Raw genomic sequence first — 13,772 nt, 5'->3', positions numbered from 1 at the left:
CCACGCCAGCTTGTGCGCATGAGCCGCCCGGCCCGCCTGCTTCAACTGCTGGATCTGCTGCGCCGCGCCCGCCAGCCGCGCAGCGGGCCACAGCTTGCGCAGACGCTGCAAATCAGCCTGCGCACGCTGTACCGCGACATTGCCACGCTGCGCGAGCAAGGCGCAGCCATTGTGGGCGACCCCGGTATCGGCTATGAAATGCGGCCCGGCTTTTTGCTGCCCCCGCTGATGTTCACCGCCGACGAGCTGGAAGCCCTGCTGCTGGGTGCCCGCTGGGCCCGCCAGCAGGCCGACCCACAACTGGCCAGCGCCGCTGGCACGGCCATGGACCGCATCCGTTCGGCCCTGCCGCTGGAATTGCGCATTGAGGTCGATACCACCGGGCTGCTTGTGCCACCCGTTGCTACGCCCGACCAGCAGCCCGAGCCCTGGCAGAGCTCACTGCGCCAGGCCATTCGCGCCCAGCACAAAGTGGTGCTGCACTACCAGGACCAGCATGGCGTGCTCACGCACCGCCCGGTCTGGCCCTTTGCCATGGCCTACTTTGAACGCTGCCGGGTGGTCTCCGCCTGGTGCGAGCTGCGCCAGGACTTTCGCCACTTTCGCGCCGATCGCGTGCTCACCCTGCACGACAGTGGAGAGCGCTACCCCCAGTCGCGCCAGCAATTGATTCGCCGCTGGCTCCAGCACACAGGCTACCAGGTGCAGATGGGCTGAGCCACTGGGGCGGCACTGCGGCCCAAGCCCGCCAGCCACCACTGACACAAACTGACAGCGTGCCTGCCTACAGTGCCCTGCATGGCTACTTCGCCATCGCAAACGGAGCACACAGATGCAGCAACACAGCACCCAAAAAACCAATAACAGCGACACCCTGCGCTTTTTCTTTCACCCCATGTCACGCGCCCGCTCGGTGCGCTGGATGCTCGAGGAATGCCAGGCCACTTACGAAGCCGTGCTGCTTGACTACGGCACCAGCATGAAGGCCCCCGCCTATCTGGCCCTGAACCCCATGGGCAAAGTGCCTGCGCTGCAGCATGGCCAGACAGTCATCTCAGAAACCGCTGCCGCACTGGCCTATCTGGCCGACCTGTTCCCTGAGCGCCAGCTGGCCCCCGCTGTGGGCAGCGCAGAGCGCGGCAGCTACTATCGCTGGCTGTTTTTTGTAGCAGGGCCGGTCGAAGCCATCACTACGGCACAGGCTGAAGGCTGGCTGGCCCAGCAAACGCTGCAGCAAGCCCAGACCGCCGGTTATGGCCGCATGGAAGATGTCATCGGCACCCTGCAGCTGGCTGTACAAGGCAAAACCTATGTCTGCGGCACACACTTCAGCGCGGCTGATATTTACCTGTCCACCTATCTGGCATGGGCCTGCCAGCACGGCCAGTTGCCCAAGCTGCCAGAGTTCGAACGTTACTACCAGCCCCTGATGGCTCGCCCCGCCGCACTGCGCGCCAAGCAGATTGACGACAGCCTGATCAGCGCTCAACCGTAGGCCACGTTCCGCAGAGACACATAGAGGCGGGGGCGACAGTCAGGCAGCAGGGAATGCAACCGTTATGCTTGGGCCAGCCCCCGTTTCGCTGCTAGGAATGTTTCATGTCCGTCTCACTGCAAGACCAGCTGGTGGTCGCCATCTCATCACGCGCCCTCTTCAATTTTGAAGAAGAAAACCAGCTGTTTGACCAAGACCCGGGCGCCTACGTCCAACTGCAGCGCCAGCGGCTGGACGTACCCGCTGCGCCCGGAGTGGCTTTGCCCCTGGTGCGCAAGCTGCTGGCTTTCAATCACAGCGGCAAGCGCCGCGTCGAAGTGGTGGTGCTTTCACGCAATGACCCGGTCAGCGGCATGCGCGTATTTCGCAGTGCCAGGGCACACGGGCTGGACACCCTGCAGCGCGGCGTATTCACCCAGGGGCGCGATCCCTTTGGCTACTTGCGCCCGCTGGGGGCTCACCTGTTTCTGTCCGCCAACGAGGCCGATGTGACCGAGGCTTTGGGCCTGGGCTACCCCGCAGCCCGCGTGCTGACCGAATCGGCCGGTGCCAGCAATGCCCACCCCCACGAAGTGCGCATTGCTTTCGACGGAGATGCCGTGCTGTTCTCCGACGAAGCCGAACGCGTGTACCAGGCGCAAGGGCTGGATGCTTTTTTACGCCACGAAGTTGACCACGTGGCCCAGCCGCTGCCTGACGGCCCCTTCAAACCATTGCTGGCAGCGCTGCACCGCCTGCAAAAAGCTGTACAAGCAGGTGACACCGGTGGCATGCACCTGCGCACTGCCCTGGTCACTGCACGCAGCGCTCCCGCGCACGAACGAGCCATTCGCACGCTGATGGACTGGCAGATTGAAGTGGATGAGGCCATGTTTCTGGGTGGCCTGCCCAAAGGCGAATTTCTGCGCGAGTTTGCGCCCGACTTTTTCTTTGACGACCAGACCGGGCACGTACAGTCCGCCAGCGCCCATGTGCCCGCCGGTCACGTGCGCAGCGGCATTGCCAACACTCGCACATAGCGGGTTGAACTGCGCCATTGCCCAGCCCTTGCTCCACCTCGCAGCGTCTGCTGCGTCTGCTGCGTCTGGGGCACCCAGGACATCAAAAAAGCCACCCGCAGGTGGCTTTTTCTGGAACCTGACTTCTTGTGCTTACAGACCACCTGTGCGCTTGACCTTGGGCTCTTCATAGGTCAGCGGCTGGGTGCGCACCTGCAGCATGTTGCGCTCTTGCTGGTCAGTTTTCTGGGCTTCCTGGGCCGCTTCCACGGCCATGGCGCTGGCGCGCCACATGGACTGAATGTGCTCAATCAGCTGCTTGTAGATAGGCTCTTTGGGAGGCTCTTCCACCTCTTCCTTGGCCTTTTTCTCCTGCACTTCGGTCCAGTCGCGGTCCGTCAGGCTCTTGTCGGTGGGCTTTTCCGGGTTCTTGATGGTGACCGTAACGCCTTCGCCCAACTGGTCGGTGGACTCCACCGCGTTGACGGCGTGCACCGGACGAACGGCTGCCGGCCCCGAAGCACCTGTGGAATACAAATTGGCACCCTGGGTATTCGTCCACTGAATGGGATTACGTTCTACAGGTGGTATTTGCATAGCTAGGCCCTCGGTTCACGGTCAGGATTGACGTCGACAATAATTGGTTCCGACCTTTTTATCGGCACCTTGCAGACAAACTTAAGGAAATTTTTTCGCCGTTCGTCGGAAATCCTTGAACAAGTAGAAACCCTTACAAGAACAATTCCAGAAACTTTTGCGACTGCCTGTCCAGCGCCCGGGAATCACGAATCCGGTATTGCACGCCATCGCGGCTGGTGATCAGCAGATCATGCCGCCCATCCAGCTTGCGAATGTCCTCTTCGGCCTTCAGCGCCAGATGGGTAAGACCCCTGTCCGTCTGCACAGTCCACACGCTGGGCACCGAAATGGCATCAATCGCCTCAATGCGCTGCACCTCGGGTACAAACTCGCGCACCGCAAACTCTTCTTGCAGCAACTGGCGCGCCGCAGCGGGCACGTCGCTCAGCTGGTCAATCCAGAACACCTCTTTGCCGTCTCGCCCCACCAGAGAAATGGACTCTTCAGGCGCCGCAATCGGAAATGCCCGCACAGGGATGAGCCCTTCGTGCTGCGTACCATCGCTCAGTGTCAAACACAGGCGGCCATGGGCATTGCGGCTCAGCGTCATGTTTTCGGCACTCATGCATTCTCTCCTTCACGGGCCAAGGTAAGGCCAGCGGCTTGCGCATCTTCTTCTGCCCGGCGGGCTTGCGCTTCATACAGGCGCCAGTAAGCACCCTTGGCTGCCATCAGTGCGTCGTGCGGGCCCACTTCTACGATTTCGCCGCGGTCCATGACCACCAGACGGTCGGCCTTGCGCAGCGTCGACAAACGGTGAGCAATGGCAATCGTCGTGCGCCCCTTGACCAGGTTGTCCAGCGCTTTCTGGATTTCCTTTTCGGTCTCCGTATCCACGGCCGATGTCGCCTCATCCAGAATCAGCAGGCGCGGATCAATCAGCAAGGCGCGTGCAATGCTGATGCGCTGGCGCTCACCGCCCGACAGCCCCTGACCCCGCTCACCCACCACCGAGTCATAGCCGTGGGGCAACCGCAAGATGAATTCATGCGCATGGGCTGCACGCGCTGCGGCCACAATCTCTGCACGGCTCGCCAATGGCTTGCCATAGGCAATGTTCTCGGCCACCGTGCCAAAAAACAGGAACGGCTCTTGCAATACCAAGCCAATGTTGCGGCGGTAATCCGCTACGGCCAGACGGCGCACATCCACACCATCGAGCTGGATGCTGCCCTCCGTCACATCGTAGAAACGGTTGATCAGGTTCACCAAGGTGCTCTTGCCTGAGCCGCTATGCCCCACCAGACCAATCATTTCGCCAGGCTGAATATCCAGATTCAGATTGCGAATGACCTGGCGGCTGCCGTAGCGAAAGCCGACGTCATGCAAGGAAATGCGTCCCTTGACAGGCTGCGGCAGCTGCACCGGGTTGACCGGCTCTGGCACGCTGCTGACCTGATCGAGCACATCAAAAATACGCTTGGCACCTGCAGCAGCCTTTTGCGTGATGTTGACAATGCGGCTCATGGAATCGAGGCGCGTATAAAAACGCCCGATATAGGCAATAAAGGCAGACAGCACACCCACCGTAATCTGGTCGTGCGCCACCAGCCAGATACCAAAGCCCCAGACCACCAGCAAGCCAATCTCCGTCATCAGCCCCACAGTGGGCGAGAACAGAGACCACACCTTGTTCACGCGGTCATTGGCTTCCAGATTGCGTACATTGGCTTCGCGAAAGCGCTCAATTTCATGCTCTTCTTGTGCAAAAGCCTTCACCACTCGCACACCGGGAATGGTGTCGGACAGCACATTCGTCACGTCGGCCCACACCCGGCTGACGCGGTCAAAACCCACACTCAAACGGCCACGTACCTTCTGAATCAGCCATGCAATGAAAGGCAGGGGCACCAGGGTCACCAGTGCCAGCCAGGGGTTGATGGAGGCCAAAATTACCGCCGTCATCACAATCATGATCACGTCGGTCACAAAATCCAGCGCATACAGCGACAAAAACATGTTGATACGATCAGTGTCTGCACTGATGCGGCTCATCAAATCGCCTGTGCGCTTCCCGCCAAAGTACTCCAGCGACTGCTTCATCATGTGGGCATACGTGGTGGTGCGCATGTCCGCGCCAATACGCTCGGACACCTTGGCCATCACCCATGTTCGTGCCCAGCTCAGCCCCCAGGCCAGCAATGCCGACAGCAGCAGCCCCCCCAGATACAGCGACACCAGGTACGGATCGACCGGCTGACCGCTCTTTTGGTAGGGGATGAGAATGTCATCCATGATGGGGATCGTCAGGTAAGGCGGCACCAGGGTGGCCGCCGTAGCCAGCAGCGTCATGACGAAGCCCAGAATCAGCATCCCTTTGTAAGGGGTTGCAAAACGCCCCACGCGCAGCAACACCCAGGTGGAGGTTTTAGGCCCTGCCAGCCGCGCACAGGCCGGGCATTCATCACTGTCCGGAGGCAAGATTTCGCTGCATACACTGCAGCGGCTTTCATCCACGGGCACCAGTGCTTGATTCAGATTGCCGGCGGCCGCTGCATCGCGCAATTGTTCAAAGCGCAGCAAAAACCGCAGTACCTGGGCTTGCTGCCCCAGTGTGAATCGCCACAGACTCAAGCGCTGGTGACGGTCGTGCAACTCCAGCGTACCCACGCCGGCGTGATCCATCAGCCGCAGTTGCAAATCTTCAGACAGCGGCCAACTTTGCCACTCACTGTCCGCATCTTTGCCCACAATACGGTTTTCTGTGAGCACCAGCAGCCCCTGCGCAAAGCGAAGCGACACCGTCAGGTCAACCGACAAGGCGGCTTGCACGTTCTCATGGGGTGCGAGCTGTGCCCGCAATTCAGCCCCCAAAGGGCCATTGAAGATACCGGAGGCATCTACAGGATGGTGATGTTGCATGTTGAATCGTTAGAACCCGGCGTTGGCCAATCTGCCAAGGGGTGGGGGCATGACGTATTCTCTGCAGAACCACACCATGCCCGAGTAGGAGCTATCCCCTTCAACGCATTAGCTGCGAGTTTGGCTGACAAACAGCCACGGCTTTACCTCCCGCACACAATGGCCCTCTTTTTCCCAGACTGTGGCCTCTGACCCCAGCCTCACACTCTAACGCTGACATTCATGGCGACATTCAAAGACATCCAACTGCTTCGTACCACCTACCTGCGTGGCCCCAGCGTCTGGACTTACCGTCCGGTCCTTGAAGTCTGGTTGGACCTCGGTGAACTGGAAGATTACCCTTCCAACAAGATCGACGGTTTTACCAAACGCCTGACCACCTGGCTGCCCGGTCTGATTGAGCACCACTGTGGCGTTGGTCACCGTGGCGGTTTTCTCGAGCGGCTGACAGAAGGCACCTGGTGCGGCCATGTGCTGGAGCACACCATCATTGAGCTGCTGAACATGGCTGGCATGCCCGCCGAGTTTGGCCAGACCCGCAGCGTGTCGCAACACGGCGTCTACCGCATGGTGTTTCGCTGCCCCGAAGAGTCGGTGGCCCACGTGGCATTGCAGCAAGGCCATGCGCTGTTGATGGCCGCCATCAACAACCAGCCTTTCGACGTTGCCGCCGCTGTAGAGGCCATCAAGGCCGAAATCGAAAATCGCTACCTCGGCCCCAGCACCGCCAGCATTGTCAATGCCGCCGCAGAGCGCCGCATTCCTTGCATTCGCCTCAATGACGGCAATCTGGTGCAACTGGGCTACGGTGCATCACAACGCCGCATCTGGACCACTGAAACCGACAAGACCAGCGCCATTGGCTTTGGCATTGCCGAAGACAAAGACCTGAGCAAGCAACTGATCAAGGCCTGCGGCGTGCCCGTACCCGAGTGGGAACTGGTCAAAAGCGCCGACCAAGCCTGGGAAGAAGCGGATTACATGGGCCTGCCCGTCACGGTCAAGCCCTACAACTCCAACAAAGGTCAGGGTGTTGGCGTCAACCTGAACAGCGAAGCCGAAGTGCGCGCTGCCTATGACGAAGCCCGCAAGCTCACACGCTATGTCATGGTGGAGCGCCACATCCCCGGCCACGTACACCGCCTGCTGGTGGTGGGAGGCAAGATGGTGGCTGCCTCGCGCGGCGAATACCCTGAAGGCCGCCACAATCCGCGCGCCAAGGTCGTCACCGTGGACTGCACCGACGAGGTGCACCCCGACACTGCCTACATGGCAGCGCTGTCGGCCAAGGTGGTGGGATTGGACATTGCCGGCGTGGATCTGGTCTGCCAGGACATTACCCAACCCCTGCAAGCCCAGGGCGGAGCCATTTTGGAAGTCAACGGCGGCCCGGGCCTGCTGATGCACCTCAAACCCAGCGTGGGTGTGGCACGCCCTGTGGGGCAGGCGATTGTGGAGCACCTGTTTCCCACCACCGACGGTGACAGCGATGGTCAGACCTCGCGCATCCCCGTGGTGGGCATTGCGGGCACGCGCCATAACGCATTCATTGCCCGTCTGGTGGGCTGGTTGCTGCAACTGAGCGGCAAACGCACAGGCGTGGCCAGCAGCGAAGGCACCTTCCTGGAAGGCCGCCTGACTCAAAAGGGCGACAACACCAACTGGCATGCAGCACACCGTCTGCTGGTCAACCGGCTGGCAGAGGCTGCCGTGATTCAAACCACGGCCCGCTCCATCTTTGAAGAAGGTCTGGCTTACGACCGCTGCCAGGTGGGCGTGGTCACCGACATGGACGGCTTTGAAGGCCTGGCCGACCACGACGTGCTGGAAGCCGATCAGATGACCCGCGTGATGCGCACCCAGATTGATGTGGTCCTGGGTCAGGGCGCTGGCGTGCTCAACGCCGACGATGAGCAAACTGCCGACCTTGCACGCCTGTGCGATGGCCAGGTCCTGTTCTACACCCACGACCCCAAGAACTCAGTTTTACTGACCCATCGCGAGGCCGGTGGCCGCGCTGTAGTGCTTCTGGGCAACGACGTCTTGCTGGTGCACGGCAACACCGAACGTGTTTTGGCCAAGCTGCAAGCGCTGCGCCCCGTCAACGGTTTTGAGCCTGACACCTCCGCCTTGCTGGCCGCGATTGCCACCGCCTGGGCGCTGGACATCACGCCTGAACTGATTGCGGCTGGCATCAAGACTTTTGACTACCAGCCTCTGTAATTTAAACGATAGCTATCAGCGCTTGTCACATCTACGTTAGAAGCCAATTTGACTAAAATTTTGGCGGAAAGACAGACCATGGAAATTTCTCGCTCCCGCGCCTTGCGTGGCCCCAACCTCTGGAGCCGCAATACCGCTATCGAATCCATCGTGCATTGCACGCCTGAAGAACAGAACTTCACACTGATACCTCGTTTTGAAGACAAGGTTCGTGCCCGCTTTCCTGCCATTGGCGGGCTGCAGGGCCAGGGCATGGACAACACCTTGTCCATCGCCCATGTGCTGGAAGCCGCTGCGCTGTCCATGCAAGCCCAGGCGGGCTGCCCCGTCACCTTCAGTCGCACACACGAAACCGTAGAGCCCGGCACATTCCAGGTCATCGTTGAATACACGGAAGAAGCCGTAGGCAAGCGCGCAGTAGAGCTGGCGCAGCAACTGATCAATGCAGCCCTGAACGACACGGACTTTGACGTCAAGGCCGCCATCAACGAGCTGCGCGAGCTGGACGAAGAAGAGCGCGTCGGCCCCTCCACCGGCTCGCTGCTCAACGCAGCACTGGGCCGCGGCATTCCCTTTCGCCGCCTGACCGCCGGCAGCCTGGTGCAACTGGGCTGGGGCTCCAAGGCGCGCAAATTTCAGGCCGCCGAAGTCGACCAGACCAGCTCAGTGGCTGAGACCATTGCACAAGACAAAGACCTGACCAAACGTCTGCTGCACGCTGCTGGCGTACCCGTGCCCATGGGCCGCCCCGCCAAAGACGTGCAAGATGCCTGGGCCATCGCCCAAGAGGTGGGAATGCCCGTGGTGGTCAAGCCCCAGGACGGCAACCAGGGCAAGGGCGTCACAGTCAACATCACCACCCGTGAACAGCTTGAAAAAGCCTACGCCACTTCCATGGAGTTTGGTACCGTGGTGATGGTGGAGCGCTTTTTGCCCGGCCACGACTTCCGCCTGCTGGTGGTGGGCAACCACCTGGTGGCAGCGGCCCGCCGCGACCCCCCTCAGGTACTGGGTGATGGCGAGCACACCATCCGCGAGCTGGTTGACATCGTCAACCAGGACCCGCGTCGTGGCTCCGGTCACGGCACGGCACTGACCAAGATTCAGCTCGATGGCATTGCCATTGGCCGCATCGCTGCCGAAGGCCTGACCCCCGACTCGGTACCCGCTCAGGGCCAGCGCGTAGTGCTGCGCAACAACGCCAACCTGTCCACAGGCGGCAGTGCCACCGACGTGACCGATGACGTACACCCCGACATTGCCGCGCGCGCTGTAGAGGCCGCCGCATGCGTAGGCCTGCACATCTGCGGTGTGGACGTGGTGTGCGAGACCATGCTCAAGCCACTGGAAGAACAAAACGGCGGCATTGTGGAAGTCAACGCAGCCCCCGGCCTGCGCATGCATCTGGCACCTTCGTTCGGCAAACCGCGCAACGTGGGCGCACCCATGGTGGACCTGCTGTTTGGCCCCGGTGAAGATGGCCGCATTCCCGTGGTAGCTGTCACCGGCACCAACGGCAAGACCACCACGACCCGCCTGATCTCGCACATTTTTTCCGCACAGGGCCTGCGCGTGGGCATGACCAACACCGACGGCGTCTATGTCAATGGCCGCCAGATCGACAGTGGCGACTGCTCTGGCCCCAAGAGCGCCCGCAATGTACTGGCCCACCCCGAAGTAGATGCAGCCATTTTGGAATGTGCCCGCGGCGGTGTGCTGCGTGAAGGTCTGGGCTTTGACCGCTGTCAGGTCGCCGTAGTCACCAACGTGGGTGAAGGCGATCACCTGGGCCTGAACTTCATCACCACCGTCGAAGACGTCATGGTCTTGAAGCGCGTGATCGTGCAGAACGTCGCTCCCAATGGTTACGCCGTACTCAACGCGATCGACCCCCACGTAGCCCCCATGGCCAACGTCTGCCAAGGCAAGGTGATTTACTTTGGTGCAGATCGCCACCACCACGTCATGGCCACACACCGCGCCCAGGGCAACCGCGTGGTGTATGTGGATGATGGGCACATCATCTGTGCCGAAGGTGCATTCAAGGAAAGCGTTGCGCTGGCAGATATCCCGCTGACCCGCAATGGCTCCATCGGTTTTCAGGTCGACAACGCCATGGCCTCGATCGGCGCGGCATGGGCTGCCGACCTGCCATGGGACACCATCCGCCGTGGTTTGGCATCGTTTCACAACGACTCATCCAACGCCCCCGGTCGCTTCAACGTGATGGACTACAAGGGTGCCACCATCGTGGCGGACTACGGCCACAACCCCGATGCAATCCGTGCGCTGACCCAAGCTGTCTCCAGCATGCCCGCCAACCGCCGCAGCGTGGTCATCAGTGGTGCGGGTGACCGCCGCGACCAGGATATCGTCGAGCAAACCCGCATCCTGGGTGCATCGTTTGATGATGTCATCCTCTACCAGGACGCATGCCAGCGTGGCCGTGAAGACGGCGAAGTCCTGGCCCTGCTGCGCAAGGGTCTGGAAGGGGCAACCCGCACCAGCTACACCACCGACATTCATGGCGAATTCATAGCCATTGACCATGCCCTGAGCCGCTTGCAACCTGGCGACCTGTGCCTGGTACTGGTCGATCAGGTGGAAGAATCACTGGAACACTTACGCAAGCATGTGCAAGAAGCCAGCAAGGCCTAAACCTCTGCGCTTGATGCAGCAAAAAGGCTCCTCATAGAGGAGCCTTTTTTTATCGCCCAAAGCAGTGTCTGCATCCAGCATCCAGCATCCAGCATCCAGCATCCAGCAGCCTGATGGCATCGCGATTGCTGATACCCGGCAATCACTTGGCCTGGCGCGCCTTCTACAATGGCCCACTGGATATCAGCCTTGCAAGCGGCAATACCCTTCGCACTCAACGCTGATCGTCAAAGCCCTCTAGCCCTATACGACCCGTTTGTTATGCAACTGCCCATCCACGTCATCGACGCTTTCACCTCAGAACGTTTCAAGGGCAATCAAGCTGCGGTTGTTCCACTGGCCCAGTGGCTTCCCGTGTCAACGCTGCAGGCCATTGCCACCGAAAACAACTTATCTGAAACCTCTTTTCTGGTCTGGAGCGCTGAGCGCAGTGCCTTTGAAATCCGGTGGTTTTCTCCGCTCAAGGAAATTGATTTCTGCGGCCATGCAACGCTTGCCAGTGCATTCGTTCTGTTCGAATCTGATCCCACGCTTCAAAGCATTACGTTCTGGACTGCAGCGGTTGGAAATGTCTTGGCAACGCGAGAAAGCAACGGACGCATTCTGATGACCTTCCCTCGCCGCGATGCGCGAGCTCTGGATGCGCCCCCGGCGGCACTGCGTGAGGGCCTCGTCCCGCCACCATCCTGCTATCTGGTCAATCAGCAGGCCTACGTTGCGGTTTACCCTTCTGAAAACGACGTCCTGGCAGTCAAGCCTGATCTGGAGCGCCTCAAGTCACTGGGTCCACTGGACGTAGTGGTCACCGCACCAGCCAACACTGGCGCACCCTATGACTTTGTCAGCCGCTACTTCTGGCCCGCCAACGGTGGCGATGAAGATCCGGTCACTGGCTCCATCCATGCGGCTTTGGCACCCTACTGGGCCAGCAGACTCGGCAGGAACAGTCTGATTGGCCATCAGGCATCGCGGCGCACTGGCACATTGTTCTGTGAAGTGACGCCATCCAGCGTGAAGGTGGCAGGCCACTGCGCTCGATACCTGAGCGGCACCATCACTATCTAGCCTGAATCGCCAGTCGCTAGGCGCTAGGCGCTAGCAGCTACACGCTGCAGCCAATAGCAACACCCCCGCCTTCTTCGCCGCTCATAAGCTGCCGGTCACTGACTCAGTCTGTGCCTGCCGCAGGTCGAGCCGCTTCAATCGCCTGACCTGCAGCGGGCAGCGGCAACTGCTTGGTACCGCTCATCAAACTGCACGATGGTTTATGCGCCGAGCGCTTCAAGCTCAGCAGTACGGAAATCAGCACTATGGAGCCAACAATGAGCAGCGACCAATGCACCGGCATGTGAAACCAGGGCATCGCCAGCATCTTGCCCCCAATGTAGATCAGCACCAGAGCCAGTCCGTACTTGAGAAGGTGAAAGCGTTCGGCCATATCGGCCAGTAGAAAGTACAGCGCCCTCAAGCCCAATATCGCAAAGATGTTGGACGTAAAAACAATAAATGGATCTGTGGTGACAGCAAAGATGGCCGGAATGCTGTCTATGGCAAAGACAAGATCACTCGCCTCAATCATCAAGAGCACCAGGAACATCGGTGTTGCATGGCGCAAGCCATTGATCCGGACGAAAAATGACTGCCCATAAAACTCTGGTGCAATCCGCATGTGGCCGCGCAGCCAGCGCAACAGCGGGTTCTTTACCAGGTCAGGTTTCTTATCCGCCATGAACAGCATCTTGGCCCCCGTGACCACCAAAAGCAGCCCAAAAACGTAGAGCACCCAGGCAAATTCAGAAACCAGCCATATGCCCCCCAAAATCATGACGGCGCGCATCACGATGGCCCCCAGCACCCCATACAGCAGCACACGGCGCTGCAGCTCTGGGGGAACGGCGAAGTAGGTAAATATCATCACAAACACGAACATGTTGTCTATCGACAGTGCCTGCTCAATGAGGTAGCCGGTAAAGAACTCCAGCGCCTTGCGGTTGGCCATTTCTCGGCCAGCCGTCATGTCCAGATACCACCACAGCAAAACACCGAATGTGGTGGCGAGCGTCATCCAGGTCACAGTCCAGCAAGCGGCTTCCCTGACCGACACCCGGTGAGCCTTGTTACCGCCCAGAACAAACAGATCCAGGGCCAGCATGACCAGCACAAAGGTGATGAAGCCCAGCCACATCGGGCCGTTGGCCAGTGTTTCGAGGTTATTCATAGCAGTGCTCCAGGCGCAGCTTTGCCTCTTCGCTCTTATTCAGGAATATGTGACCTGCACTTGATCGTCGCTGCGGCGATATTTCAACTGGAGGCCATCCACAAGGCAACGATGCCCGCGCCTGCACCCACGCCCGCGGGAATACCTATGCGCTCAAACCTGGAAGCTGCTTGCCCTGCAATCACTTCCACGGGAACGCTCGTTCGCTCCAGGACCTGATTCGTGACCGAGTTTTCAACCAGGCGTATCAGAGAGCTTTTACGCGCAGTGCTCATGATGATGCTGTCGCACTGGAGCCTGCGAGCGGCATCCACAATACAGTCCACCTTGTTGCCAAGTTCTGCGTGCACGCTGTAGGGAATCCCGGCAGCATCCAGCATTTGCCGCGTCGTCAAGAGCGCCGCGTCAGCCTGCTCCTGGTGAAAATCCATTCGATCACTCTTGTCGATGTAATCCGTGATGAGCTTTGAAAAGAGCGGCTGCACGTTAAGCAGGTGAATCTCAAGATCTTGGCGCTTCTTGAATTCGTCGATCACGTAACGTATGGCGTACAGCGAATTGGCGGAGCCATCTGATGGGACAAGAACTCTCAACATGGTGCTTCTCCTTACATGCAATGAAGCCAACCATAGCGATGCCTCAGATTTGTAAAAGCAGATAATTAAGAAGTAATAGCTCT

The 13,772-nt window shown here is 59.8% G+C and carries 11 protein-coding genes; 6 read left to right on the top strand and 5 right to left on the bottom strand.

The features are described 5' to 3' along the window. Positions 1 to 18: 18 nt before the first annotated feature. The 3 genes from H9646_RS06510 to H9646_RS06500 all read left to right on the top strand — a co-directional run bounded on the left by H9646_RS06510 (position 19) and on the right by H9646_RS06500 (position 2,514). Complete coding sequence (locus tag H9646_RS06510; protein ID WP_191722534.1) at positions 19 to 717, top strand: helix-turn-helix transcriptional regulator; 699 nt, start codon at positions 19 to 21, stop codon at positions 715 to 717. A gap of 115 nt (positions 718 to 832) precedes the next feature. Continuing rightward, positions 833 to 1,495: a glutathione S-transferase family protein gene (locus tag H9646_RS06505; RefSeq protein WP_191722533.1), complete on the top strand. Its 663-nt coding sequence runs from the start codon at positions 833 to 835 to the stop codon at positions 1,493 to 1,495. A 104-nt stretch (positions 1,496 to 1,599) separates the two neighbouring features. Beyond that, positions 1,600 to 2,514, top strand: coding sequence for a 5'-nucleotidase (locus H9646_RS06500; RefSeq protein ID WP_191722532.1), 915 nt, complete (start codon positions 1,600 to 1,602; stop codon positions 2,512 to 2,514). A gap of 132 nt (positions 2,515 to 2,646) precedes the next feature. Here H9646_RS06500 and H9646_RS06495 read toward each other — a convergent pair whose 3' ends face one another. The 3 genes from H9646_RS06495 to H9646_RS06485 all read right to left on the bottom strand — a co-directional run bounded on the left by H9646_RS06495 (position 2,647) and on the right by H9646_RS06485 (position 5,994). Then, entirely contained in the window at positions 2,647 to 3,090 is a 444-nt protein-coding gene (locus H9646_RS06495) for a hypothetical protein (RefSeq protein ID WP_191722531.1), read from the bottom strand. Between the two features lie 133 nt (positions 3,091 to 3,223). Then, positions 3,224 to 3,697, bottom strand: coding sequence for a cyanophycin metabolism-associated DUF1854 family protein (locus H9646_RS06490; RefSeq protein ID WP_191722530.1), 474 nt, complete (start codon positions 3,695 to 3,697; stop codon positions 3,224 to 3,226). Continuing rightward, the gene (locus H9646_RS06485; RefSeq protein ID WP_191722529.1) at positions 3,694 to 5,994 is read right to left on the bottom strand and encodes a cyanophycin metabolism-associated ABC transporter; all 2,301 of its coding nucleotides are present in this window, start codon (positions 5,992 to 5,994) and stop codon (positions 3,694 to 3,696) included. The genes H9646_RS06490 and H9646_RS06485 overlap by 4 nt, the downstream gene beginning before the upstream one ends. 222 nt (positions 5,995 to 6,216) lie before the next feature. Here H9646_RS06485 and H9646_RS06480 point away from each other — a divergent pair, with 222 nt between their 5' ends. The 3 genes from H9646_RS06480 to H9646_RS06470 all read left to right on the top strand — a co-directional run bounded on the left by H9646_RS06480 (position 6,217) and on the right by H9646_RS06470 (position 11,940). Beyond that, positions 6,217 to 8,217, top strand: coding sequence for a cyanophycin synthetase family protein (locus tag H9646_RS06480; protein ID WP_191722528.1), 2,001 nt, complete (start codon positions 6,217 to 6,219; stop codon positions 8,215 to 8,217). A gap of 78 nt (positions 8,218 to 8,295) precedes the next feature. Then, on the top strand, positions 8,296 to 10,875 hold the full coding sequence (gene cphA, locus H9646_RS06475; RefSeq protein ID WP_191722527.1) for a cyanophycin synthetase: 2,580 nt from the start codon (positions 8,296 to 8,298) through the stop codon (positions 10,873 to 10,875). 261 nt (positions 10,876 to 11,136) lie between these two features. Further along, a complete protein-coding gene (locus H9646_RS06470) occupies positions 11,137 to 11,940 on the top strand; it encodes a PhzF family phenazine biosynthesis protein (protein WP_191722526.1) in 804 nt (267 codons plus the stop codon). 103 nt (positions 11,941 to 12,043) lie between these two features. Here H9646_RS06470 and H9646_RS06465 read toward each other — a convergent pair whose 3' ends face one another. Together H9646_RS06465 and H9646_RS06460 are read right to left on the bottom strand one after the other, a co-directional pair. Next, the gene (locus H9646_RS06465) at positions 12,044 to 13,093 is read right to left on the bottom strand and encodes a TerC family protein (protein WP_191722525.1); all 1,050 of its coding nucleotides are present in this window, start codon (positions 13,091 to 13,093) and stop codon (positions 12,044 to 12,046) included. Between the two features lie 83 nt (positions 13,094 to 13,176). Beyond that, on the bottom strand, positions 13,177 to 13,689 hold the full coding sequence (locus tag H9646_RS06460) for a universal stress protein (RefSeq protein ID WP_191722524.1): 513 nt from the start codon (positions 13,687 to 13,689) through the stop codon (positions 13,177 to 13,179). Positions 13,690 to 13,772: the final 83 nt, after the last annotated feature.

The sequence above is a fragment of the Comamonas avium genome (assembly GCF_014836675.1).
Lineage (GTDB): Bacteria > Pseudomonadota > Gammaproteobacteria > Burkholderiales > Burkholderiaceae_C > Comamonas > Comamonas avium.
Note: the sequence above shows the minus strand (reverse complement) of the source record. Positions and strands in the feature narration are given on the sequence as shown.